The organism is Chloroflexota bacterium (genome assembly GCA_014360825.1).
GTDB lineage: Bacteria > Chloroflexota > Anaerolineae > UBA2200 > JACIWT01 > JACIWT01.
On sequence record JACIWT010000013.1, the window covers coordinates 1 to 25529 of the forward strand.

24 protein-coding genes and 1 tRNA gene are annotated in these 25529 nt (G+C 55.1%); 6 read left to right on the forward strand and 19 right to left on the reverse strand.

Annotated features, from left to right (window positions below):
• The 13 genes from H5T64_09360 to H5T64_09420 form a co-directional block, all read right to left on the reverse strand.
• Nucleotides 1–183 (reverse strand): type I glyceraldehyde-3-phosphate dehydrogenase (locus tag H5T64_09360; protein ID MBC7264542.1); only part of this gene is annotated, 183 nt, incomplete at its 3' end.
• 75 nt (nucleotides 184–258) lie between these two features.
• A tRNA-Gln gene (locus tag H5T64_09365) sits at nucleotides 259–329 on the reverse strand.
• Nucleotides 330–405: 76 nt separating this feature from the next.
• Nucleotides 406–1890: a glutamate--tRNA ligase gene (locus H5T64_09370; protein MBC7264543.1), complete on the reverse strand. Its 1485-nt coding sequence runs from the start codon at nucleotides 1888–1890 to the stop codon at nucleotides 406–408.
• 68 nt (nucleotides 1891–1958) lie between these two features.
• Complete coding sequence (gene rodA, locus H5T64_09375) at nucleotides 1959–3071, reverse strand: rod shape-determining protein RodA (GenBank protein MBC7264544.1); 1113 nt, start codon at nucleotides 3069–3071, stop codon at nucleotides 1959–1961.
• Nucleotides 3072–3156: 85 nt separating this feature from the next.
• Nucleotides 3157–3441: a cell division topological specificity factor MinE gene (gene minE, locus H5T64_09380; protein ID MBC7264545.1), complete on the reverse strand. Its 285-nt coding sequence runs from the start codon at nucleotides 3439–3441 to the stop codon at nucleotides 3157–3159.
• A 52-nt stretch (nucleotides 3442–3493) separates the two neighbouring features.
• Complete coding sequence (minD, locus tag H5T64_09385; GenBank protein ID MBC7264546.1) at nucleotides 3494–4291, reverse strand: septum site-determining protein MinD; 798 nt, start codon at nucleotides 4289–4291, stop codon at nucleotides 3494–3496.
• Between the two features lie 52 nt (nucleotides 4292–4343).
• Nucleotides 4344–5027, reverse strand: a complete 684-nt coding sequence (gene minC, locus H5T64_09390; GenBank protein ID MBC7264547.1) for a septum site-determining protein MinC — start codon at nucleotides 5025–5027, stop codon at nucleotides 4344–4346.
• 11 nt (nucleotides 5028–5038) lie between these two features.
• Nucleotides 5039–7009, reverse strand: coding sequence for a penicillin-binding protein 2 (gene mrdA / locus H5T64_09395; GenBank protein ID MBC7264548.1), 1971 nt, complete (start codon nucleotides 7007–7009; stop codon nucleotides 5039–5041).
• 70 nt (nucleotides 7010–7079) lie between these two features.
• Nucleotides 7080–7544, reverse strand: a complete 465-nt coding sequence (gene mreD / locus H5T64_09400; GenBank protein ID MBC7264549.1) for a rod shape-determining protein MreD — start codon at nucleotides 7542–7544, stop codon at nucleotides 7080–7082.
• 42 nt (nucleotides 7545–7586) lie between these two features.
• Nucleotides 7587–8405: a rod shape-determining protein MreC gene (gene mreC / locus H5T64_09405; protein MBC7264550.1), complete on the reverse strand. Its 819-nt coding sequence runs from the start codon at nucleotides 8403–8405 to the stop codon at nucleotides 7587–7589.
• Nucleotides 8406–8548: 143 nt separating this feature from the next.
• The gene (locus tag H5T64_09410) at nucleotides 8549–9589 is read right to left on the reverse strand and encodes a rod shape-determining protein (GenBank protein MBC7264551.1); all 1041 of its coding nucleotides are present in this window, start codon (nucleotides 9587–9589) and stop codon (nucleotides 8549–8551) included.
• Between the two features lie 41 nt (nucleotides 9590–9630).
• Nucleotides 9631–10293 (reverse strand): 50S ribosomal protein L25, encoded by a 663-nt coding sequence (locus H5T64_09415; GenBank protein MBC7264552.1) that lies wholly within the window; start codon nucleotides 10291–10293, stop codon nucleotides 9631–9633.
• 77 nt (nucleotides 10294–10370) lie between these two features.
• Nucleotides 10371–10910, reverse strand: a complete 540-nt coding sequence (locus tag H5T64_09420) for a hypothetical protein (protein ID MBC7264553.1) — start codon at nucleotides 10908–10910, stop codon at nucleotides 10371–10373.
• Between the two features lie 290 nt (nucleotides 10911–11200).
• Between H5T64_09420 and H5T64_09425 the strand changes: the two genes are divergently transcribed.
• The 6 genes from H5T64_09425 (at nucleotide 11201) to H5T64_09450 (ending at nucleotide 20564) form a co-directional block, all read left to right on the forward strand.
• Nucleotides 11201–12751, forward strand: a complete 1551-nt coding sequence (locus tag H5T64_09425; protein MBC7264554.1) for a DUF348 domain-containing protein — start codon at nucleotides 11201–11203, stop codon at nucleotides 12749–12751.
• Nucleotides 12748–15660, forward strand: coding sequence for an O-antigen ligase family protein (locus H5T64_09430; protein ID MBC7264555.1), 2913 nt, complete (start codon nucleotides 12748–12750; stop codon nucleotides 15658–15660). The genes H5T64_09425 and H5T64_09430 overlap by 4 nt, the downstream gene beginning before the upstream one ends.
• Before the next feature lie 11 nt (nucleotides 15661–15671).
• Complete coding sequence (locus H5T64_09435) at nucleotides 15672–16385, forward strand: glycosyltransferase family 2 protein (GenBank protein MBC7264556.1); 714 nt, start codon at nucleotides 15672–15674, stop codon at nucleotides 16383–16385.
• 11 nt (nucleotides 16386–16396) lie between these two features.
• Nucleotides 16397–17332 (forward strand): SDR family oxidoreductase, encoded by a 936-nt coding sequence (locus H5T64_09440; GenBank protein MBC7264557.1) that lies wholly within the window; start codon nucleotides 16397–16399, stop codon nucleotides 17330–17332.
• 116 nt (nucleotides 17333–17448) lie between these two features.
• Nucleotides 17449–20019, forward strand: a complete 2571-nt coding sequence (locus tag H5T64_09445; protein ID MBC7264558.1) for a CBS domain-containing protein — start codon at nucleotides 17449–17451, stop codon at nucleotides 20017–20019.
• A gap of 92 nt (nucleotides 20020–20111) precedes the next feature.
• A complete protein-coding gene (locus H5T64_09450; protein ID MBC7264559.1) occupies nucleotides 20112–20564 on the forward strand; it encodes a hypothetical protein in 453 nt (150 codons plus the stop codon).
• Here the strand turns inward: H5T64_09450 and H5T64_09455 are convergent.
• Genes H5T64_09455 through H5T64_09480 form a run of 6 tightly spaced genes read right to left on the reverse strand, consistent with a single transcriptional unit; the run spans nucleotide 20561 to nucleotide 25490 of the window.
• The gene (locus H5T64_09455; protein MBC7264560.1) at nucleotides 20561–21577 is read right to left on the reverse strand and encodes a hydrogenase expression/formation protein; all 1017 of its coding nucleotides are present in this window, start codon (nucleotides 21575–21577) and stop codon (nucleotides 20561–20563) included. The genes H5T64_09450 and H5T64_09455 overlap by 4 nt on opposite strands.
• 60 nt (nucleotides 21578–21637) lie before the next feature.
• The gene (gene rpiA, locus H5T64_09460) at nucleotides 21638–22372 is read right to left on the reverse strand and encodes a ribose-5-phosphate isomerase RpiA (protein MBC7264561.1); all 735 of its coding nucleotides are present in this window, start codon (nucleotides 22370–22372) and stop codon (nucleotides 21638–21640) included.
• Nucleotides 22373–22375: 3 nt separating this feature from the next.
• On the reverse strand, nucleotides 22376–23311 hold the full coding sequence (locus H5T64_09465) for a DMT family transporter (protein ID MBC7264562.1): 936 nt from the start codon (nucleotides 23309–23311) through the stop codon (nucleotides 22376–22378).
• Nucleotides 23308–23862, reverse strand: a complete 555-nt coding sequence (locus H5T64_09470) for an LOG family protein (protein MBC7264563.1) — start codon at nucleotides 23860–23862, stop codon at nucleotides 23308–23310. Before H5T64_09470 ends, H5T64_09465 begins: the two co-directional genes overlap by 4 nt.
• Entirely contained in the window at nucleotides 23852–24844 is a 993-nt protein-coding gene (locus H5T64_09475; protein ID MBC7264564.1) for a DUF4032 domain-containing protein, read from the reverse strand. Before H5T64_09475 ends, H5T64_09470 begins: the two co-directional genes overlap by 11 nt.
• A complete protein-coding gene (locus tag H5T64_09480) occupies nucleotides 24837–25490 on the reverse strand; it encodes a metallophosphoesterase (GenBank protein ID MBC7264565.1) in 654 nt (217 codons plus the stop codon). Before H5T64_09480 ends, H5T64_09475 begins: the two co-directional genes overlap by 8 nt.
• Between the last annotated feature and the right edge of the window lie 39 nt (nucleotides 25491–25529).

The window sequence follows — 25529 nt, forward strand, 5'->3', positions numbered from 1 at the left end:
CTCCACACTGCCTGGGAAGCGTCCGTAGTTGGAGTCGTACTTCAGCAGGTGGGCGTTGGTTTGAGCGTCGAAGAGGTCGTTGACGGCCACTACGGAAAGGTCATCGGGATAGTAATCCAGCATGGCCTTGAAGGCCTGCCGTCCGATCCTGCCGAAACCATTGATGCCGATTTTCACTGCCATGATCTCCTCCCGGTAATGGATTGGATGCTCATAGGGTTGTATAAAGTGGCAACCAGTCTAATTCGTCACCAGCAACTGGGGGACGAGGATTCGAACCTCGGTACGCAGATCCAGAGTCTGCTGTCCTACCGCTAGACGATCCCCCAGCGCGTCCGAAATATTAGCACAAATCTTGTCAATTGGCAAATAGGAGTGGTGCACTCCGAATTAAAGCGAATGCTATCAGATCTCTAATAGCCGTGTCTCGGCCTGTTCTAACCTCCGCAGGGTTCGCTCCTTTCCTAAGATGCTCAATGTTCCGAATAGCGGAGGTGAGACTTCTTTTCCAGTAGTAGCCACCCGAATGGTCCCGAATACTTGTCGCGCTTTCATGCCCAGTTGTTCCACCAACGGCCGCAGCGCTCTCTCCACTGTCGCCTCATCAAAACAGGGGAGCCCCTTCAGTGCCTCCCGCGCTGCCCGTAACACTCGCAGTGCATCTTCCTTCGTCATATCTTTTTCGACAAGCCGTGCTGGATTATACTCGAGGCTTTCAGAGAAGAAGAAATCCACCATTGCCACCGCATCGCTCAGCCTTTTCAATCGTTCCTGAATGAGCGGCGTGATGCGCCGAAGCATTTCACGATCGGCATCCAACCCCGCTTTCCTTAGAAAGGGCATGAGACGGTCTGTCAAGTCATCGGGTGCGAGGTTGCGAATGTACAGACCATTCATCCAGTCCAATTTATCGTATGAAAAAGCAGCAGGCGATTTGCTCACTCGATCCAGATCGAACCGGGCAATGATCTCTTCACGGCTCATCACCTCGGTCTTATCATCATAAGACCAACCTAAGAGTGCCAAAAAGTTGAACATGGCTTCGGGTAGATATCCCAGGTCACGGAAATCGTGCAGGAGCACCACATATTCTCGCCCGTCCTCGCCGATGGTCTTGCGTTTGCTCATCTTGCCTTTGCCGCTGGGATTCAGTACCACTGGCAGATGAGCGTACTCTGGAGGCGTCCACCCAAAGGCGCGGTATAGGACCACGTGGCGTGGAGTGGACGGTATCCACTCGTGGCCACGCATGATGTGGGTGATTTCCATCAGATGATCATCCACTACGTTTGCCAAATGATATGTGGGATAACCGTCGGATTTCAGTAGTACCAAATCGTCCATCTGGTCGTTGCGCATCGTGATGAGGCCGTGGATACGATCGTAAAAAGAGGTTTCTCCTTCCAGAGGCACCTTGAGCCGGATCACCGGAACAATGCCCTGGGCTTCGTAGTCGGCGATTTCTTTGCGGGTCAGATTACGGCAACGCCGATCGTAGCCTGGTGGTTGTTTGCGTCGGCGTTGTTCTTCCCGCATGGCCTCTAACCGTTCGGTGCTGCAATAGCATTTGTAGGCTTGGCCTTCCGCCACCAGTTTTTGGGCGTATTCCTGATAAATCGGTAGTCGCTCAGACTGAAAGTATGGCGCGTATGGTCCACCGACTTCTGGGCCCTCATCCCAGTCCAAACCCAACCAGCGCAATCCATCGAGCAGGTCTTGGAGAGCCGCAGGCACATAACGGGATCGGTCGGTGTCCTCGATGCGCAGCACAAACACCCCCCCGTGTCTTCTGGCAAAGAGCCAATTGAATAGCGCTGTGCGTGCTCCCCCAGCATGAAAATATCCTGTGGGGCTTGGGGGATACCGCACACGAACTTTGTTGGTCGTCACAAATCCCGCCTCCAATCAAGAGTAGCGGCTGTTTAACGATTCGTCTATCTGCCTCAGAGTAATGGCAATCACGCGAAGTCCAACTTCCGGTAACGCATGACCACGTTTTCTACCAAGCCAACCCCAATGAGCATGGTGGTAAGGGCACTACCACCGTAACTGACGAAAGGCAAAGGTAGCCCAGTCACAGGGAGCAGGTTCACGTTCACGGCAATATTGACCACTGCCTGGAAAAAGATCATGGTTGCGACCCCGACGGCAATCAGCCGGCCGAAGGCGTCCTGGGCCAGGCTTGCTGCGCGGAGGATACGCCATAGAAGCACCGCGAAGAGGGTCAGGAGTAGTATCGCACCCATGAAACCGAATTCTTCTGCCAGAACGGAAAAAATGAAGTCCGTGTGACGTACGCGCAGGAAGTAAAGTTGGCTCTGCGTGCCCTGTCCATAGCCCTTGCCTAACAATCCCCCGGACCCGACGCTGATCAGTGCCTGCTGCACATTGTAACTGATGCCGGAAACATCACTGGCCGGGTTCAAAAACACGAGGATACGCTCTCGCATATAACCTTTCATTGAGGCCCAGATAGCCGGTGCGCTCACGGCGCTGATGGCTGCAAAAACGGCTATATGTGCAGGACGTAGCCCGGCCGCGAAAACCACCCCGAACCAGATGGCTAATATTACCACAGCGGTTCCTAAGTCAGGCTGGAGGTAAATAAGCCCTATAGGTGCAGCAACGAACAGGAGCGACACAAGTACAGGGACAATGGAGGTCATGTGTTCTTGGTGATCAGACAAATATTTCGCCAGGAAAATAACGACTACGATTTTGGATAGTTCCGACGGCTGAATAGGAAAAAGGCTGAGGTGAAACCAACTGGTTGCGCCAAAGGAAGTGTGACCAACGACGAAAAGCGCGGCCAGCGTTACTAACATCCCCACATACAACAGCCAGTGCATACTTGCCAGGTAGCGATAATTAAATCCAGCCACAAGAAACAATATCACCAGCCCAGCAAACCCGTAGATAGCCTGCCGTACTGCAGCCTGCTCCCACAGCCCGGCCTCGCTATCGAGTTGGGCAGTGGCGCTGTGGATCATCGCCACGCCAATGAACATCAAGACCATTGCTGTCAGCAAAAGCAGAGGGTCGAAGTTTCGCCAGATGCGTCGATCTAACATAATCTAACCTAAACAGCGCTCATTTGGGCTCTTCGTCTGCACAGGAGCCATTTAACCATTCCCAAAAGCATCGCCAAGGTATCTGCTAAGCGTCATCAGGGCCGTAACTAGGGAAATCACGTCGTGGGATAAGGGGAATCGTGGCCATTAACCGGCTGTGTCCGCGAGAGTGAGATAACTGGATCTTGATGCCTTCACGATCCACAGGTACATGTTTCGAAATCACAGCGATGATCTCCGTTTTCAGTATTTCCATCACCCGTGGCGAGATGTCCGTGCGGTCATAACTAAGTACCAAACGAAGGCGCTCTTTGGCTATCTCTTTGCTCGACGGCTCTCCCCTGCCCAGTATTCGGTTCAAGAAGCTCATGGTATTCCCCCGATCTGGCCCTTATCATGGGCCTTCTCAATAACCTGCGCTGTTATGCTCCTATCAGACGCTTCAAGCGGGACAAGAGGCTAACTGGTTCCTCTGTAAGGTCTGGAAAAGGCACGGTCTCGCCTAACAGCCTATGGGCAACGTCGTGGAACGCTTTACTGGCAGGCGAATTCTGCTCGTGGGCAATTGGCACACCACGGTTCGTGGATACGATGACCCCTTCATCTTCGGGTATGACGCCGATCAACTCAATGGCCAATATCTCAATCACGTCCGTCGTATCGAGCATGTCGCCTCGTTTCACCATGGCCGGCTTGATGCGGTTGATGATTAACCTGCCAGGTCCTTTACCAGACGACTCCAGAAGACCGATAATGCGGTCTGCGTCGCGCACTGCCGATACCTCGGGCGTGGTGACCACAAGTACCTCATCGGCTCCCGCGATTGCATTGCGGAAGCCCCGTTCAATGCCTGCGGGAGAGTCAATCAGCACAAAGTCGGCCAACTCCCGCAATTCCGCACATAAACGGGCCATGTCGTCTGGGCTGACAGCAGTCTTGTCGCGGCTTTGAGCAGCGGGCAAAAGGCTCAATTCAGAAATTTTCTTATCGCGGATCAAAGCCTGTTTCAGCCTACAGCGGCCCTCTACCACGTCCACGATAGTGTAGACGATGCGGTTCTCTAGTCCCATCACCACATCTAAATTGCGCAACCCAATGTCCGCATCCACGGCAATGACCCGCTGCCCGTTCAGAGCCAAAGCCACGCCGATATTGGCAGTAGCCGTCGTCTTACCGACACCTCCTTTTCCCGATGTGATTGTAATGACCCTACCTGGCATAGTTGCCTCCTTGTTTTCTTCTTCGGGCGGTGTCGTGCTATCCACTTTTCCCTCAAATGCTCTCCCAAGAATCCACTACGATCGTGCCATCTTTCACGTAGGCTACCTCGGGGCGTGCTCTATGCTGGGCTTGTTCTTCGGGTGCTCGTGCGATATAATTTCCAATCCGGAGTTGCGCAGGGGCCAGGTTCAGCGCACACACAACCGCCTCATCGTCGCCGATTGCGCCTGCTTGCACTACACCGCGCACCTTGCCCCAGACAATCACGTCGCCCCCGGCGACGACTTGTCCCCCGGGGTTCACATCGCCGACGATGACCACGTGGCCAGGATGTTGGACGACCTGGCCGGAGCGTACTGTGCCACGCAAAAGGATGCCCTCGCTTAGGACGGGCCGCTTCACTTCCGCTTTGGCTCCCCGGCGGTGAGGACGTGGCCGTGGCGGCTGGGCTCGCAACCCCAAGCCGTGAGCAACGGAGATCACGTCTTCGTTTGCGCTCACCACCGCGTGTAGTTCAATATCGTGCTCTCTCAGAAGAGCCATTACTGTTTTCAGCATCTCGGCGGTGAGCAGGTGCGTGCCTGGGTCCAAGCTCACCTCCGCTCCACGGAAAAAGGCAGCCGTATCTTTCAATCGTGACTGCAGTTCAGTTAGTAACGCTTGCCATTCTCCGTCTCCTAAGGAGATGAGTAGCCCTTCGCCTGTGCCCTTCAACATAACCTGATTCTCAGCCATTCGCCACCCCATCAACTGCCTGGCTCTGGTGTGGGCGAGGGTTGCGGCAGGCCGAAATAATAGCGCAGTATCTGAGCCGCGATCGGTACGGCAACTGTCGCGCCTGATCCCCCGCCGGCAACAAAGACCACGATAGCAACTTCCGGCTTCTCGTAAGGCGCAAAGCCCGTAAACCAGGCGTGAGTGGGGAGGTTGCCCTTTTCGTCGCGTGGGCCGGGGTACTCTGCTGAGCCCGTCTTGCCCGCCACACTCACCTCCGGAAGATTGATACGGTGCGCGGTGCCACTGGTAACCGCAAGTCGCATCCCTTTGCGCACGATGTCTAACGTTTTGGGCGAAAGCGGCAATTGGTGGATCACTTTTGGGGTGAATGGAACCACTGTTTTGCCTGCTGCATCCACTATTTGGTACACAAGTTGTGGTTGGAGAAGCGTCCCGCCGTTAGCCACTGCGGCGGTCATGTTGAGCACTTGGAGTGGTGTAGCCAGGATATACCCCTGGCCAATGGCGGCGTTGTAGGTATCGCCTGTTACCCAGCCCTCGCCGTAGTTAAGCCGCTTCCATCTCTCGTCAGGCACCAGACCCGCGTTTTCACCAGGCAATGCAATACCAGTTTTCTCTCCGTATCCAAACTGCTTGGCATAATAGCCCAATTTGGTTATTCCTAAGCCAGCGAAATCCCCGTAGCCGCCAGTGACTTGGTAGAAAAAGATGTCGCATGACTGTGCAATAGCCTCATAGATGTTCAACCAGCCATGTCCCCATTCATTCCAGCACTTAAAGGGTGTTGCTTTCTCAGGGTCATCTGGGAAGTACTTGTTGGGTAGGTATAGCATGCCCTTGCATTCGAATTTGGTACTCTCATTGATGAGCCCTTCTTGCAACACTCCGCAGGCCGAGACGATCTTGAATGTCGAACCGGGCGGGTAAAGGCTGCTGATGGCGTGATTAATCAGTGGGTGTTCCGGATCATTGCTTAACCGCTCGTAGTCTTCTGACGAAATGCCTTGGGCGAACAGATTGTTGTCATAGCCAGGCAGGGAAACCATGGCCAATATTTCGCCCGTTTGTGGGTTCATCACGATCACAACACCGGACTTGGAGTTGACTTGGTGCATTGCCTCACGGAGGGTTCGCTCAACGTACTGTTGTAGATCCAGGTCAATGGTGAGAATAAGGTTATTGCCTGGCGTGGGTGGGTCAATGGCCAGCACATTGACCTCCCGTTCGAAGGCATCTACCTCGATATGCTTTTGTCCTTTGATCCCGCGTAACTGGCGCTCGTAAGTCAATTCCAGCCCAGTCAGTCCCACCTGATCAGTCCATTCGTAGCCGGTGTTTTGATCGCGGAGATAATACTCAGCGTTTTCCGCAGGGATGCCGCCCGTGAAGCCTAAGATATGCGCCATCAAAGAACCGGTGGTGTATTCGCGTCGAGGCTCTACAGTGACAACTACGCCGGGCAGATCGAGCCGCTCTTCTTCCAAGATAAAGGCCGCCTCCCGTTCTACGTTAGAGGCTATCACCACCGGAGCATAAGGACTACTCGTCTGCTGATCCAGGATATCCAGAATACCTGGTCGGGTCTGGTCAAAAAAAGGACCGCCTAGTCCGGCCACCTTGGGGCTGGTGTCGGTGGCCAGGCTACGACGCACTGGCATGCGTAGCACCTCTGAGAGACGAGCGACAACTTGTGCGCGTTGGTACTCGTCTTTTGGCAGCCGGGCTGGGATTACGGAGACGGTAAAACTACCTACGTTGCGCGCCAGGAGCCGGCCCCTGCGGTCATAGAACACACCGCGCGGTGCCTCTATGGATATCAGACGATAGCGGTTTTGCACGGCGTGCTCTTGGTAAACCGCTGCATCGATAATTTGCAGCTGCCATAACCGCAGACTGAGCACGACGAAAGCGAGCAGAACGACAATCTGCATAACCAACAATCTCAGTCTCGCTTGCGCAGCGGCGGCGTTCTCATCCACGATTGCTTCACCATAATGTAACGTACATAAAATATTTTACATCAGAAATTCAAAAACGAAAAAGCGTTTCCTATAGTTCCCTCCCGCTATCTTCTGGGCGTGAACACGCCCAACGTATTATCCAATAAACCGGGATCATGAAAAGGGTATTCAGCACCGCGGAGGGTAGTATTACTTGCCCGATACTGCTGCCCCAGACAGTGGGATGACCAAGCGCTTGCAAGAATGCCAGAATGACGATATCGTAAACAAAAGTGGATGTGGTGGCTGCGACGATGGGTAAAAAAATCCCCATTCCGAAAAAGAAACTCTGCATTGAGCCAACGAGGAGACTCGTAGCCAGCAAAGACACGGTAAATGCACCGAAGGGTGCGCTGGATAGGAGATCCAAAACAAGCCCGCCAATCAGTGCCCACCCTAGACCTTCGCGGTAGCCCCGCGAGAGCGCCCACGAAACCACGACAATCAGCATTAGATCTGGATGGACCCCCCAAATAGCGAAACGGGGCATCAGAGAAGTCTGCATGATGCCCACGCTAAAGAGAATGGCGAGGGAGACGTAGAGGTTAATGATGACTCACTCCGTTGGCAGAAAATTCAGGATCACCATGACCATTTCCAAGCGGCTGAAATCGACGGCAGAACGTATTTCTGCCTCCTGAAACATCTCATTGTCGCGTTGATGCACCGCGATAACTTGTCCGATGACCAGGCGCTTCGGAAACTTGCCTCCTAACCCGGAGGTCAAGACAATATCACCCACGTTTACCGCGTCGCCTTGCTGAATGTAACGCATCAGCAAGACTGCCGAAGATTGCCCTTCCACAACGCCTGTAGCCCGCGAACTCTGGATGAGTGCACTTACAGAACTAGACGGGTCGGTGAGCAACATCACCTGCGCCGAGTTAGCCGTGGTGTGCGTCACACGCCCCACCAATCCCGCTGCAGTGATGACTGGCATTCCTGGCGCTACACCATCTCGGCTCCCACGGTCGATGATCAGATAGCGCAAGATGTTGCTAGGGTCACGTCCGATGACTTCTGCGGAGAGCAAGGTGAAAGTTGGATGCGCTTGCTTGAAGTTCAGTTGTTCGCGCAATGTGGCGTTCTCGATAGCGGCTTCTTGCAGACGAACATTTTCGATCATGAGCAGATCTACCTGTTCTTGCAATTCCTTGACCCTGGTCCGTAGTGTCCCAATATCGCGCATTGTGGCCCAGAGTTCTCCCACGCTGTCACTTAAGCGGGTCAGGCTGTACTGAAATGGGGCTACAAAGACAGAAACCACATCCTCTACTGGGCCGAGTCGTCCGAATTGAGACAGGACCATCAGGGCGGCTAAAGTGACCAGAATGAGGAGGCTGGCTGTCTGCCTACTTCGCATAAGTTTTCGCACTCGACTCCTTAATTACCCAGGTCGCACGACGTGTCTCCCAATACAGAAAAAGGGTCGGGCGACAGTGGCGCGCTGGGATGTCCTTATAGGAATCACGCGCTCGCCTCGCCCGGCCCTCTCGGGTTTGATACTTTGGCGTCTCTCTATCTGACCCGGCGAGGGCGTTGTGCCTCCGCCAGCACGTGTCCCAGCGTGTCCAGGCTTTCCAGCACCTGACCAGCCCCACGCACTACACAAGTCACTGGGTCATCCGCCACATACACGCGCATCTTGGTCTCTTCTGAGAGCCGTTGCGCCATTCCTGGCAATTGAGCCACACCGCCGGTGAGGGCTACGCCTCGCTCAATCAGGTCGGCCACGAGTTCCGGCGGCGTCTCGTCAATGGCGTTTTTGATGGTTTCGACGATCAGATCGAGTGGCCCGCTAATCGCCTCCCGGATTTCGACACTGGAGGCCTCAACGGTTTCTGGCAAGCCGGTGATCAGGTTACGGCCATAAAGGGTCAGGGTTTTCTCTTCAGGTAGAGGATAGGCCGAACCAATGGCGATCTTGGTGCGCTCGGCCATGCGCTCACCAATGAGCAGGTTGTATTTTTGTCGCGCATACTGGATGATTGCCTCGTCCATCTCATCACCAGCCACGCGTAGAGAACGGCTGGTGACGACGCCTCCCGAGGAGAGAACAGCCATTTCTGTGGTACCCCCGCCGATGTCCACCACCATACTGCCTACAGAGTCGTTAATAGGCAGCCCCGCTCCAATAGCTGCGGCGATGGGTTCCTCGATCAGATAGCACTCCCGCGCCCCAGCACTCAAAACCGCATCGTGGACCGCCCGCTTTTCCACTTCTGTCGCGCCACTAGGGATGCCAATTACCACCCGGGGCCGAGGAATGGGCATCCGGGTCATCTCATGAGCCTTGTTGATGAAGTAATGAAGCATACGTTCCGTTACGTCGAAATCTGAGATGACCCCATCACGTAGCGGGCGGATGGCCACGATGTTACCTGGAGTGCGCCCCACCATTTCCTTAGCCTCAGAGCCAATGGCCAATACTCGTCGGGAACGCTTCTCGATGGCCACCACTGAGGGCTCATGGATGACGATGCCTGCGCCTTTCACCAGCACCAACACCGTCGCTGTCCCCAGGTCTATGCTCATGTCGCGGGAGAAAAGACCAAACAGGCTATTAAGTGGGCTAAACAAGCAGTGTCTCCTCTATCAGATTATTTTCCTGGCTCCTCAGCCGCCTCTTCCTTCTCTTTGCCCTTGCCGATCACTTCCACTTCCGCGGGGGCAGCCTCGGCTACGACTTCCTCGATCTCTTCCTTTTCCATTGGTAGGATCTTGACCACAATTTCCTCGGGCTCGGTCAGAACCTCGATGGCCGGACCTAACTGCAGGTCTTTCACCATGATGGTCTGGTCTACCTCTGTAAGAAGGCTCAGGTCCACTACAATTTCCGGGATGAGATCGCTGGGCAGGCATTCCACCTCGATCGCATCTAAGCCTTGGAACAGAAGTCCTTGGCCTTTCTTCACAATGGGCGACTCGCCACGCAGTTCGATGGGCACTTCAGCAGTGATCCTCTCGGTCATCACGACTTCATAGAAATCAACGTGCAGTAAATCCCGAGTGATTGGGTTACGCTGTATCTCCCGCGCCAGGACCATGTGTGGCTCATCGCTGCCTTTGACCCGCAAACTGATGAGTCGCGTGCCTCCTGCCTCCTTGAGCAAGTGTTGTAAGGAGCGTGCTTCTACTTTAAGGTTCAGTGTCTTGGTCTTGTGCCCATACATTACCGCCGGTACCCACCCCTCGCGGCGCATGCGTCGCACTTGTTTGCCAGTGATATCCCTGGTTTCAGCTTCCAGAATCAATTCTTCCATATGCTTTTATCGCTCTCCTCGAGATATAGAGTTTCTTGATGATAGTACAGCGAGAATCGGGCTTCGTCTAACAGTCACTATTCCTCCGAGACCAATAATCTGCGGAGAATGAGGAACAGGCCCAATATCGCACCGATAGTGCCACCTAATACAGCTGCCGTGCGCGTATCTAACGCCGTCTGCACATCACCATGTACCTCACGGGCCAATAGGATGGCTGTCTTTCCACCATTCACGTGCACACTCCGTCCCGCGACGAGCCCAACACCCGAATCTTGTAGAGTCATCTCCTCACCGATGGTCGCCCCCACGGCTGAGTTGTGCACGGTTATGTGGGTTCCCTGAACACCACAGGCCAGACTTCTCTTTAGCGACACTTCGGTAGCCTGGATCCCCTGGACGGCGCACTGTTCGAGATTCGATGTCTCGGCCGAGAATGTGCCTGCAAAAGACTGGTGTAGCTCGGCACTGCCTGCTTCGATGGTTTCAGCAGCGCTTTGGCTTAGGACCACCGATTGGGCTGTCACATCGCCGACTACCTCTCCCTCCAATTCACGCGAAATTTCTTCCTCCGGGGTAGGCGCAGGCTGCTCTACACTCCCTTTTCTCTTGGCCATCGGAACCCCCTTGTCAAACATATATGGGCCTTCTCGCCCAGTGGTGATATGATACATCAGAGGCTGGATAATGTCAAACAACTTGCCCCCTTGACCTGCTTGTTACGCTCTATGTTCAGGGAGGCTAACCTCTTGCCAAATGCCCCCTACGCTATCCGGAATGCCCCCATAAGCAATTTGGGGATAAGTGTTCTAACCTCACATTTTGTCAAGAGAAGAACTTAGCATAGAATGAATTTATTCTTTATGAAACGACCCAACTAGTCCTGCACACATCGCAAGGAGCGCATGTGGAAAGTCACCGCTTTCGGAAGGCACTGTCTTTTACCTTTTTGGTTTTGCTCTTGTTATCCTGTGCTCACAGGGCTACACCACAGGCCCAGGAGGTTATACTTCACGTAGATGGCCAGGACTTCGTTGTGCAGGCCGCTGGCCCCACTGTACGCCAAGTGTTGGAGCAAGCAGGAGTGACACTGGGTAGTCTGGACCGTGTGACCCCAGACCTCTGGGCAGCAGTGGAACCGGATATGCGCATCGAAATCATCCGGGTGCGTGAAGAACGCCAGACACGCGTCCTGGCTTACCCTCGCCAGGTAGTTAAGGATGAGGGAGTTGCGGTGGGTGAGCAGCGCCTCTTGCAATTGGGAGCCAATGGCACGGAAGAATTGCTCTATCAGATCAGTTATGACGGGACTGTGGTGTTAGGCAGCGAGTTGATAGCCTCGCGAGTTATCACTCCTCCTCGGCCGGAGATCCTGATGGTGGGTGTCGCCCCACCTACCGTTACAGTTTCATTCAGTGGCACACTTGCTTACATTGCCAACGGTAACGCGTGGGTAATGCGTGGCTCCAGTGCCAGCCGGACACCACTGACCTTCTCTGGCGACTTAGATGGGCGTGTCTTCGCTCTCTCGCCTGACGGCAACTACCTGCTCTATTCCCGACGGCTTCCACAGGGCCATCACAGTGGTGCCTTCAATGAACTTTTCGTGATAGACACTCAGTTTACGGTGCAGGGAGAGCAGTCGCTTGGCTTGCGTAACATTCTGTATGCCAGTTGGTCACCTGACGGCGAACGGATAGCCTACTCAACAGCCGAGCCGGCTGACGGGGCGCCGGGTTGGATAGCGCATAACGACCTGCAAGTCATGCGGCCCGATGGCTCGATGAACCACGTTATCTTGCCGCCCTCTTCCCAAGGATTATACAGTTGGTGGGGTACGCGCTTCTTTTGGTCACCTGAGGGCTCGCAATTTGCCTATGCTAATGGCAATGAGGTGGGTTTGATAGATGCGAAATGGGGAACAAGGGTAATACTGACCCGTTTTCCGCCTTATCACACTTATAGCGAGTGGGTGTGGACACCCACACTGGCCTGGTCCCCTGATGGGCGTTACCTTTTGGCCGTGGTCCACGGCGGTGAGGGAAGCACAGTGCCTGAGGAGAGCCCTGACTTCGATCTCTGGCTGTTTGACATAGAAGGCGGAGGACGTTATCTTCTAGCGAGAGGGGTGGGGATGTGGTGTGTGCCCGCCTGGTCGCCGATACCGGGCGGACGAGGGCATCGGTCGATCGCGTACACCGCGGCTGTCCACACCGAGAGTTCGGACAGCAGTCCTTATGCACTTTATTTGGTAGGCCGGGATGGCACCGGTGCGGGGCGCGTATTCCCCCGCCAGAATGAACCTGGGACAGTTGGGCAAGGGCTGGCTTGGGGGCCTGATGGTCGTACATTGGCCTTCCTCTGGAATGGTGACATAGTCTTGTGGGATATGCACGCTGAACCGCAAATTCTAACGGCCTCTGGTGCTTGTACTGCATTGGTCTGGGGAGGACCATGACGGAGATAAGCGTGGGTATCAACAGAACCCCCAGAGTGAAAGGGGTGTTGCGAGCACTGGCGGGTCTAATAGGGCTGCTCAGTGTGTTGCTTCTGGCCTGGGCTGGGGCCAACGTATCCAGCATTGTTTCTACACATCGAATGGCGGTGCGAGGCATTACATTCGGTTTGCCCGAGCGGCTTCCTGCCACTGTCGCACCGCTCTGGGGCGTGAATACCGCCCTGGAGCAATACGACGATGCCGAGATAGAACGCGCCTTGGATATGATCCAGGAAGGTGGTTTTGTATGGGTGCGCCAATCTTTTCCCTGGGCGAGCATTGAGCCAGAACCCGGCGCTTTCGAGTGGGGGCCATGGGATCGCATTGTGGAGGCCGTCACCAGCCGGGGCCTGCACCTCGTAGCAGTGCTGCATACCGCACCGCCTTGGGCTCGGGCGGTCATAGATCAATCCAATCCATTCGCTCCTCCACAGTATATGGCGACATACGCGCTTTTTGTGCGAGCCTTTACGCAGCGCTATGGTGACCGGATAGACCATTATGAGATTTGGGATGAGCCCAACATCTATCCGCATTGGGGAGAGCGTCCTATTGATCCCTCTGCTTATGCGCGTCTTTTACATTTGGCAGCAGCGGAAGTGCGAGCCCATGATCCGAAAGCAGTAGTGTTGGCCGCAGGGTTAGCGCCGACCTCGGAATCCGGCGGTCGTAATATGAGCGACATACTTTTCCTCCGCGGTTTGTACGCGGCTGGTGCAGGACCTGATTTCGATATCCTGGCTGCAAAACCCTACGGTTTCTGGTCTGGTCCAGACGACCGGCGTGTGGATGCCAATGTGCTCAATTTCTCACGGGTCATACTCTTGCGCGAGGAGATGGAGCGTCATGGCGATGTAGATAAACCCCTCTGGGCAGTAGAGTTCGGCTGGAACGCGCTGCCGCCTGATTGGACAGGCCAACCCTCACTGTGGGGTACGGATATTGCAGAGAAACAGGTAGAGCGGGTAACGAATGCCATCCGCCGCGCCCGCGAGGAATGGCCGTGGATGCATGCTATGTGCTGGGCTGAATTTCAGCCTGTTGCCCCGGACGACGACCCGGTTTGGGGATTCGCTCTGGTGCGACGCGACTTCTCACCCACACCTTTCTATGTAGCCCTACGCGACTTGGCGCTGGCTCCGCCGGTGGCCTACCCCGGCCGCTACCCTGCCGATGCTTGGAGAGACGGGTTGGTGAGCCGGTCCGGCGATGCACTGCACCTGCGCTTCTGGGGGACAGACTTGACCGTAGAAACCGATGGGCACCTCTCTGTAACCGTGGATGGCGAACCCACAACATCTAACCTATCCCTGGGCGAGCACGAGGCCGTGCTGAGGGGGGAGGGAACACTGCGCGGGTTCACCATTTGGAGGCGAGCACAGTTCAGCGGTTTTTACAAGCAACTCTCTATTTACATCGGGCTGCTGGTTTTGGCGCTCACGGGAATAGGCGGAACAATCTGGGCTCTGCGACTGGATGGCTGGGCGATGTGGCTAACCAGTCAATACCGCGATTTATCCGATACAATGGCCCTTGCGCTCATGACCTTGCTGCTTGTGGGCTTTTACCTAGTTCCGTACGTCTGGCTGAGTCTGATTTCGCTGGTGCTCCTGGCTTGGATGGCGTATCTGCGCCTTGAACTGGCCTTGCGCCTCCTGGTGTTCAGTGTGCCCTTTTTCCTGTATCCCAAGGCTATCCTCGGCAAGGCCTTTTCGCTGGTCGAGATATTGACCTTGCTTTCTTTTGCAGTATTGGCTTTGCGCAATCTCGAGAGGTTTAGAACTCTTGCCCTTTCCAAGGCTGGGCCAGTGAAGTGGCGGCTTTCCGCGTTGGATTGGGCCGTGTTTACATTCGCAGTCATCGGGGCGCTCTCGCTCTTGACGGCCGTATTTCGAGGAGTTGCTATTCGGGAATTCCGCGTGGTGGTATTAGAGCCCGTTCTGCTCTACATTCTGTTGCGCTTCGGTCGCTGGCGCGAACGCGATCTGCTGTTGTTGGGCGATGCACTGATGTGGTCAGGTCTGGCTGTCTCATTCATAGGTCTCTATCAGTATTTTCTAGCCGGTGATGTGATTGTAGCAGAGGGTGTGCGGCGCATGCACAGCGTCTATGCCTCTCCCAATAATCTAAGCCTGTTTCTGGGGCGTGTCTTTCCAGTGGCGTTTGCCATCGCCTGGCTGGGTTACTCACGAGGACGACGGTGGCTCGGCGCTGCTACTGCATTGATTATGTTGCCCTGTCTGTTCCTCACCTACTCGCGTGGGGCGTGGCTATTAGGCGTGCCTTTGGCCCTGTTGACCATTGGCCTGATCCGTGGCCGGAAATCGCTTATCGCCATGACAGGGGCAGTGGTGGCTGCCCTCTTAAGCCTTTTGCCATTGGCGGGGACGCAGCGCATCGCGTCGCTGTTCAATTTCTCGGCCGGCACATCCTTCCTGCGCCTTAAGCTCTGGCAGGCTGCCATTGCCATGATCCGTGACTATCCCCTCACAGGCATCGGGCTGGACAATTTTCTGTACCTCTATCCTCGTTATATACTATGGGAAGCCAGAGATGAGCCCAACCTCTCACATCCGCATAATATTCTGCTGGACTTCTGGACCCGGTTAGGCATCTTGGGTGTGTTGGCAGGCATCTGGCTGCTCGTCGCCTTTTTTGGGGCAGCAACCCGTCTCTACCGACGCTTGGCGGAAGGAGACATGCGAGCATTGGTGTTGGGGCTGATGGCGAGCATGGTGGACTTCTTAGCCCATGGATTGGTGGATAATTCCTACTTCCTGGTGGATTTGGCTTTTGTATTCATGTTCACCCTAGGTATCGTACGGGCTGGGGAATTCATAGTGACAGAGAAGGAGGCTATCCCTTGGTAGATCCGTCCAAGATCAGGGTTGACGTAGTAATTCCCGTTTACAATGAGGAGAAGGACCTACCGACCAGCATAGAAACTCTACATAAGTTTATGACGGACAACGTGTCCTATGACTGGCGTATTGTGATTGCGGACAATGCCTCTGTGGACCGCACGTTGGAAATCGCTAAGGCATTATCTGAACGTTATCCCCGCGTGAAATATATCCATCTGGATCAGAAGGGTCGTGGGCGGGCACTGCGCAAGTCCTGGCTGGAAAGCGATGCCGATATTGTCAGCTACATGGACGTAGATCTCTCCACCAACCTCGATGCCTTTCCGCCCCTCATCGCCGCACTGAGCACAGGTGTCTATGATGTGGCGATCGGCTCGCGCTTGTTGCCTGCCTCGCGGGTGACACGCCAACCCAAGAGAGAGATCATCTCCCGGATTTACAATTTGCTCATCAAGTTGATGTTCCGGAATCGCTTTTCCGATGCCCAATGTGGTTTCAAGGCCCTCACACGCCGCGCCGTACAGACCCTGGTACCCTTGGTCAAAGATCAAGCCTGGTTCTTCGATAGCGAATTGCTCCTTTTGGCCGAGCGCAAGGGGTTCCGCATTTTCGAGGTGCCGGTGGAATGGGTGGAGGACCCAGACACCCGGGTGAAAATCCTTAGCACGGCCTGGGAGGATATCAAGGGGTTGGTGCGAGTGAGATTCAGCAAAGAGTATAATCGAGGATAGGAAGGTGGGTCATGCGCGTACTCATCACTGGCGGGGCTGGTTTCCTCGGCTCTCATCTGTGCGATCGTTTTTTGGCCGAGGGGCATGAAGTCATCGCCATGGACAACCTCATCACCGGTTCTACGCGCAATATTGCGCATCTGGCTGGCCACGAGCGGTTTCAGTTCATCAAGCATGATGTGACCAACTATATTTTCATTGACGGGCCGGTGGATGCCATCTTGCATTTCGCTTCACCCGCCAGTCCGATTGACTACCTGGAATTGCCTATCCAGACGCTGAAAGTTGGGGCACTGGGCACGCACAAAGCCTTAGGTCTTGCGCGGGCGAAAGGGGCACGGTTCCTGCTGGCCTCGACCTCCGAGGTCTATGGCGATCCGCTAGTACATCCCCAAAGCGAGGACTATTGGGGCAATGTGAATCCTATCGGTCCCCGTGGTGTATACGACGAAGCCAAGCGCTTTGCTGAGGCCCTGACCATGGCATACCATCGCGTGCACGGCGTTGATACCCGCATTGCTCGCATCTTCAACACCTACGGGCCACGTATGCGCTTGGATGATGGGCGCGTGGTGCCCAATTTCATCGGCCAGGCCCTCCGTGGTGAGCCTCTTACCGTTTATGGCGACGGCTCACAGACGCGCAGCTTCTGCTACTCTGACGATCTCATCGAGGGCATCTACCGACTACTCCTCTCCACAGAGACGGAGCCCGTGAACCTGGGCAACCCATCTGAGATGACCATTCTGGAGTTCGCACATCGGATCAACGAAGCGGTGGGCAGTAAAGCAGGTGTGGTGTTTAAACCGCTACCGGCAGACGACCCGAAGAGGCGCCAACCTGACATTACGAGGGCGCGCCGTATTCTGGGGTGGGAGCCCCGGATATCCCTGGATGAGGGATTACGACACACCATCGCCTATTTCCGCACCCAATTGATGGTCTAAGAGTTTCGCCCAGGGAAACTTTGCCGGCGTACCCCTTTGTTCCTTGCTTGCGTATCTCCTCCTCTTGACTATAATACTATTTGAGATGTTCTGATCCAGGGATGGGAATCGCGCAGATGAAAGTGATCCTGACCCACGAGCGTGCCGATGGAGATGCGATTGCCTCCATGTTGGCCGCATCAAAACTATATCCTGATGCGATCCCTGTTCTGCCGCGCTTGGTAAACCGCAATATTCAGGAGTTCTTGACCCTCTACGGCGAGCAGTTGCCCTTTGTGGCAGCGAAAGACCGGCCCCATGGTCGCATTACCGAAGTGATTTTGGTAGACACACAGACCATTGTGCCAATTAAAGGCATGGGCCCGAAAACACGTATCACTATCATTGATCACCACCCGCCAAGCGAAGAACTAGATAAGCGCGCTACCTACATAGGTAGGACAGTTGGCGCAACAGCAACCATCCTTGTCGAGCGGTTGCGTGATGCTCGCATCTCCCTGTCTCCGGTCGAGGCTACACTGCTACTGATAGGCATCCACGAGGATACGGGTTCGCTTCTTTACTCTACCACTACTCCCGCTGACTTGCGCGCCGCAGCCTGGCTAATGGAGCAGGGGGCGAACTTAAATGTGGCAAATGCGACCTTGCACCATCCCCTGGATAGTCGCTATCGTGCTGTTTACACGGAGCTAGCCAAAAACGCGGAACTCTTTGAGTTCCACGGCCACAGCGTTTTGATTGCCACTGCTCGGCCCAACGTGTACTTAGATGAGCTCTCCAGCCTGGCGCACAAGTTGGGAGATCTTTTCGAGCCCGATGCAACTTTCCTGATCATTCAACTGGACAGCAGCATCCAACTCATCGCCCGCAGTTCCACCGATGACATTGATGTGGGTGAATTAGCCAAAGCCTTTGGAGGTGGTGGGCACTCCCGGGCCTCAGCGGCCCTTATCAGCGGCCATAGCATCGGTGAGATCCGTGCCCGATTGCTCCAATACCTACAGAGTGCCGTTAAGCCGATGATAACCGTTCGTGACATCATGTCTTACGGCGTGCACACCCTACCAGCAGACCTTTCCTTGGCCGAGGCTCAGTCTCAGGCCCGCCGTTACGGTCATGAGGGATTCCCAGTTGTGGACGAAGGACAAGTGGTGGGTGTGGTCACCAGCCACGAGATTGATCGTGCCATGCACCATCGGCTGGGCCATGCCCGGGTGAGCGCCTATATGCACAAGGGCAACATTTATGTCAGTCCCTCAGATTCGGTAGCGCGAGTGCAACAAGTGATGATGGAATACGGCGTCGGTCAGGTACCGGTGGTGGAAAATGGTCAGATTATTGGAGTGGTCACTCGGACAGATCTGATCAAGGCGTGGGGCGGGGTGCCCGAGCCTGCGAGGCGAGCCGAGATACAGGACCGGCTCAAAGCCGCCCTGCCCGCTCCCCTGATCGAACTACTGCTGCAGGCACGGGATGTTGCCAATGAGATGGGCTATTCGCTTTACGTCGTGGGCGGGTTCGTGCGTGATTTACTTTTGGGGGTCCCCAATCTGGACCTGGACCTGGTGGTGGAGGGAGATGCCATTGCCTTGGCCCGCGGTCTGGCACAGCGCGTCGGTGGGCGAGTCCGGGGACACAGCCGTTTTGGCACCGCTAAGATCATCCTGGGCGAGAAGCGGGCCAAGGGTTTACCGCCCTCGCTGGACTTCGTCACCGCACGCACGGAGTTCTACGAACATCCAAGTGCTTTGCCTGAAGTAGAACGCAGTTCCATCAAGCAGGACCTTTATCGCCGTGACTTCACCATCAATACGATGGCTATTTGCCTCGACCGTGATCGCTATGGCGAGTTGCTGGATTTCTATGGCGGCGAGCGAGACCTACGCAACAAACTGATCCGCGTCTTGCATAACCTGAGTTTTGTTGAAGATCCCACCCGGATGCTACGGGCAGTGCGTCTAGAACAGCGGCTGGGCTTCCGCATTGAATCGCGCACCGCTGAACTAATCACCAACGCTCTTGACCTGCTTGATCGTGTGACGGGTGACCGGCTGCGCCACGAACTCAACCTTATATTCGCTGAGCGTGAACCGGAGAACAGCCTCCGTCGTCTCGCTGAATTGGGCATCCTCTCACGACTGCACCCAGCCCTGCGTTGCGATACATGGTTGATGCGAAAGTTCCGAGACCTACGCGAGCGAGCCACCATGACCGGGGCCCCGGGTATGTACATGGCACTGATGTGCTATCGCCTTTCGTCAGAGGAGTTAAAGAATTTCGCTGCCCGGTTGCATATTTCTAGAGAGGACCTACGCCTCTTGGAGGAAGTCAACGCCTTGAAGAGCCAAGAGGAAAAACTGGCTGCACGCTCCATGTCCAATAGCACCGTCTATCGTATCCTGGAGCCGTATCGAGACGAATCCGTTTTCGTTTTCGGTGTGGCGACCGACCAGCGCATGGTGCGGAAGCGGGTGGATCTATATCTCTCGCGACTGCGCTACGTCCAGGCCGAGGTGAGTGGTGATGATTTGCGACGTCGAAAGGTGCCGCCAGGGCCGCTCTATCGGCAAATATTGGATGCAGTGCTCGACGCACGACTGGACGGACGGGTGCGAACACGAGAAGAAGAGGAACGCCTGGTGGATGCGTTGCTCACCAGTGCGGGGTGGAAGCCTATGCCTATCTGATCAGAAGGGCTCCCGCTCATTCTTTGACGCCCCATTATTACGAGTGACCCAATAGCAAGTTCTGCCTATTGCTTAGCGATGCGGAGAGTGCGTTGGCCAAAAGGACGTTGAACGGAAAGTGCGCGATCTGTGGTGCGGAGCGAGCGACGCGATTTATCCATCCGTCTTTGCGCGACCGGATCTTCAGCCGCTTAGGCCACTGGGAGTATCCTGATGTGCCCGTCTGCACGTCCTGTGAGCGTGGTTACAAAACCCAGCGGGCACGTCAACTTCATACCTGGCTCTTTTTTCTCGTGGCTTGGAGCCTTTTCCTCGGATATGTTTTCTGGCAAAGTGAACTGCCTTTTCTCATCTATGGACGTCAGGTTGTGGAAATACTGCCTCGTCTGCTCGTTCATGGCAGTATCATCCTGCTCATCGCGTTAGTGTGTGCGACATGGGTTTGGTATGTGGCCTATGCCCTCTACTTCCGACCCGTGGAGCGTGAATACCAGACCCGAATCCTTGATTGGATTGCGCGGCAGAAGACAGAGGAGGAAACCTAAAACAAGCGAGTGATTTCGTCAGCGTCAAAACGGGGGAGATCGCGCGTAACTCCCCCGTTTTTGATTCGGATGCCCTCTTCAGGCGGGGTGACGTGGCCGATAACAGAGCAGGGGATACCTGCCTGGGCATACAGATGTTGTAGCCGTGCACTGGTGTCGGGCGGCACGGCCACCAGAAGGGCTCCGGAAGCAATGAGTCCCAATGGGTCTAAGCCGAACTCTCGACAAAACTCTATACATTCTGGGAGGATGCGGATACGCGCCCTGTCCACCCACAGGCCGGTGCCCGAGGCATAGGCTAATTCATGCAAGCCCATTGCCAAGCCACCCTCGGTGGGGTCATGCATAGCATGGACCTTTTTGGTCTCTGCGGCGATCTGTGCCGCGGCCACAACGCTAATGCCCGGATCAAATAAAAAATTGCGGGCCCGGCCAATGACATCCTCGGAATAGCCGCGAGCGCGCAGTTCGTCCCCGCGTTCGCGAGCGATAATGGCTGTGCCCTCAATAGCAATGGACTTAACGAGCAGGATCTCGTCGCCGGGTTGTGCGTTGCCCGTATGAATTAGCCGGTCTTTCTCTACTTCCCCAAGCAGCGTGCCCACCACAATGGGCCGCGGCAGTGCCGGCGTTACCTCAGTGTGCCCGCCGACGAGAGCGATGCCCAAGTCTTTACAAGCAGCATCCATTTGGGCGAAGATACCCTCTACCAGACCGAGGCTGGCTTTGCCCTCGGGCAGCAGGATGGTAGCCATCATCCAACGGGGTGTTGCACCCATAACGGCCACGTCGTTAGCATTGACATTCACGGCGTACCAGCCAATTTGATCCGTAGCGAAAGTAATGGGATCTGTCTTAGCGACAAGATAACGATCACCAATGTCTAAGATAGCAGCATCTTCGCCAATGGCGCCACCCAGGATAACATGCTTATCGTCTGCGCCGCGATAACGCGCCAATAGCCGCGCCAGAATCTCCAAACGTAATTTGCCCAACGGAAAGATGATGTCCACACGATGCCTCGGGATCAGTAGGGTGTCACAGCGAACAGGGAAATTGGATTGCTCGGGATCTCAGATGCCTGTGGTCACGCTGTTTTTGGCACGCTCCAGCGTTCGAATACCCTCTGCCGATGCGACGATAACCCGATGTGTCAGGTCCAAGAAGAGGCCATTCTCTATCACCCCCGGGATCAAGTTTAGGTCTCGTTCCAGCAGGTACGGGTTATCTATTCGAGCGAAATGGCACAAATACAGGTAATTACCATTGTCTGTAACATAAGGCCTGCCATTGGCTAAGCGTAGTATGGGGTCCGCGCCAAGGCTGCGTAATCTGTCCTCGTAAGTGCCTAATCCAAAGGGGACGACCTCTACAGGCAGAGGGGAACGCATGCCCAACACATCTACTAATTTAGAGTCGTCCACTACAATGATTTCCAGGCTTGTGGCTGCTGCTACGATTTTCTCCCGCAAGAGTGCGCCGCCCATGCCTTTAATGAGATTTAAATGAGGATCTACCTCGTCCGCCCCATCAATAGTCAGATCCAGGCGAGGGTGCTCGGCTAACGTGCTCAGCGGGATGCCGACCCGACGGGCCAGCGCGGCTGTTGCTTCTGAAGTGGGAATGCCAATGATATCTCGCAGCCTGCTGCGTTGGAGTGCTTCTCCAATCAATTCTATAGCGTAGCGGGCCGTGGAGCCGGTGCCCAGACCTACTACCATGCCACTCTGCACATACTTGACCGCCTCGGCGGCAGCCTGTTCTTTCAATCGCTCGACATTAGCGTCTTTTGGGGTAGATGGATGCATATGTCAACCCCGATGGTAATGGGTTAGGACAATTCCTATTAGGATCACAAATGCGCCGATTAACTGAGACGGGCGTAGGCTCTCCCCAAGCAGCAGCGCCGACGACACTAAGGTCACCACGGGGGTGAAGTTCGAATATATCGCCGTCCGGGCACTGCCAACGGCACGGACACCTGTAAACCAGGCCAGGTAGCCGAGGGCAATGGCGAAAACTGACGAGAAAATTAACCCCAACCACCCACTCTGTGAGACAGCCGCCCAGTTCTGGGAGAAAAGACTGGGTAGACTAGCGAGGAAAATGAGTCCCGCCCCGGAGGCCATGGATAGAACGGTGACGCTCAGAGTAGAATAGCGTCGTACATAAGGCTTGGAGAGAATCGTGTAGGCTGACCAGCACATCATCGCGGCGAAGACAAGCAAATCGCCTACCAGATGATTCTGTGCCTGGCCATCCTCTACCCCGTTACCCAGGATGAGGAGGCACAGGCCTGTGAAAGAAAGTGCAATGCCAACCCAGGCCCACCAGGGGATGCGTTCCAGACGCAAGGCCGCCCCCATAATGGCCACTGTGATGGGCACCATGGCTAGGATGAGCGAAGAATTAGTTGCGGTGGTGAAGGCAATACCGCTGATGAAGAGGAGTTGATAGATCCCGTTGCCAAGTAAGCCCAGCAGAGCGATGCCCAGTAGATCGGGTCGGTGTACTGACACCGTCTGGCCCGTCAAGCGCACGAGCAGATAGAGTAGGATCGTCGCGCTGATGAATCTCAGCGCGTTGAAGGCCAGCGGCTGCATCTCCGCCAGCGCCCCTTTCACGACCGGGAAATTGACTCCCCAGATAAGTACCATGCTGAGTAGCAGTAGATCAATGCGCCCGAACCGGCGCGCCTCCTTGTTCTCCGATTCTGAAGACAGAGCCGTAGGCAGTAGCGATCTCATAAGCGAACCTCGTTTGGTGGAGGTAATAAACTCACAGCCTCAGGAGCACTGGCCACCCATCGTAAAAGGGCGAAATCTTGCTCCCGAATGATAAGGCGACGGCGGAAAAAAGCCAGTGCTTCGGCCCAGACTTCACCCACTACAATGCACGGTCGACCATGCACTTCGCCGATCTGCAAGAGGCTCCATGTCAGGCCGAGTTCGGCCAGTGTGCCAATGCCGCCGGGCAAAATGATGTAGGCCCGACCCATTTCAGTCATCGTGCGCAGCCGTGTGATGAAATCAGGTGCCTCGATCACTTCATCTATCCACGGGTTTGCTCTTCCCCACACAAAGGTCTTTACAGTAACGCCGATGGTGTGCCCTCCCGCTTCTTTGGCCCCCCGGCTTACGGCCTCCATCAGCCCCCCATAGCCACCAGAGCACACCGCATATCCCCGCTGAGCCACCGCTTGCCCCAGAGTGCGTGCTTCTTCGTAAAGATTCGCCTCATCAGGTATTTGAGAACTTCCGAACACGGTGACGATAGGTCTTTTAGGTCTATTGCTCATCTTGTTCGCTCTTTGAACGGGATTTTTTCGCGATGGATGTCGGCTTGGGTTGGGGCAATATGCCGTTTTCCCGTGCCCCTTCCTGCGCCTGCTTTCGGAGATCCTCGAAGAAATCAGCCAATTCGCGAGCCACTGCTGACCATAAACTGTGCTGGCCGAATTTTTCAGCGTAATCGCGGATGGCCTCCTCTGCGCCCACATCTGCCCCATAGGTTTCACTCAGATAATAGCGGTGATCCATGATCCACAGATAGAGATCAGCCTCGGTGCGTCCAGGGAACTGGGACAAGACATTCTGCTCCCGAATCAGGCGGATAATAGGCATATACACCGTATCGTACCAACTCATCACTGCCTCATCCTCAGGAATGTGGCGGCCCTGGTGTTGACCGAGGAAATAGCGGTGCACAGCGATGTGCTCTTCGAGTGCCTGATAGCGGCCAATGGTGGTGAACTCGATGCTTTGATCGGGCCGCAATTTGTCTAGTTTGGTCCGCTCCAAGAATTCGGCGTATTCGCTTTTGATGAGTAATTGTTGGGGAGTGACCTTCTCGTCGAAAGGCACGGAGGTGTAAAACTCAGTTACCTCAGCATCAATGAACTGCGCGCCATGTTCCCGGGCTACAGAGACGCGGTGGTTGCCATCGCGCACGAAGTACACGTCGCCGACCTTGTAGAGTTCTACTGGTGGGAGTGCCTCATCGCGGTCCATGGCTGAATCTATGCGCACCCATCGCTCCTGGGTATGCAACTGAGTGGGCAGGAAAGCGCGGTCGAAATCCCGGTAGCGGCTGACACTGCCCACGATTTTGTCCAGAGGTACCGATTGAAGCCCACGGTAGCTCTGGCTGTAGGCGCGCAGTCCCTTGCGTACCTCTTCGAACGAGAATAGTTCATTGGGTTGCCGCAGCAATTCGGACGTGATATCGCGCAGGAATGCTTTGAAAAGAGCACGGTTGAAGTCGGCCTTGTGGTCAGACATTCCGGCCCCCTGAATTGGCCAGCGGTACGTCTATTAGCCTGTGCCCATATGCATTGATAACCCTCGTTTCCCGGTACATCGATTCCATTGGGTTAGTATTGTAATGCGAGTGCGTGTGTCCGTGTATCAGGAAACGCGGTTTGAACACTTGCATAACTGTGAGGTAGGTTTTGAAGCCTTGATGACAGAGGTCACCCTGATCATGGATGCCGCGCGGCGGGGCGTGAGTAACGAGGATGTCCAAATAGCGTCCATAACGGATCCGATTCCAGATCAAACGGGGGACCAGTTCGAGCGCGTTTAGTGCCATATCGGTTTCCGTGTACTGAAATTCACCTCGCTCTTTATAGCGCATGGAGCCTTCTAACCCGGCGATGATTAGCCCACTGTGGTGGATCACGCGTTTATGCAAATTGACGCAACCCCCAGGGTATTGAGGCTGATTGTGAGGTCCATACTGCAACTCGGTTCCGTGGTTGCCAATCACATAAAACACCGGCACCCTCAACATAGTGACGATAAATTCCAAGTAGAAATAGGGTAGGTCGCCACAGCTCAACACGAGATTCACATCGGTGAATCGTTCTGCAATTCTCACATCATATACGATTTCGACCACTCTGTCGCTGATCGCCAGTATCTTCACGTTGCCCTCTCGTGCCATTTGAAAAGCACTGACTCCATA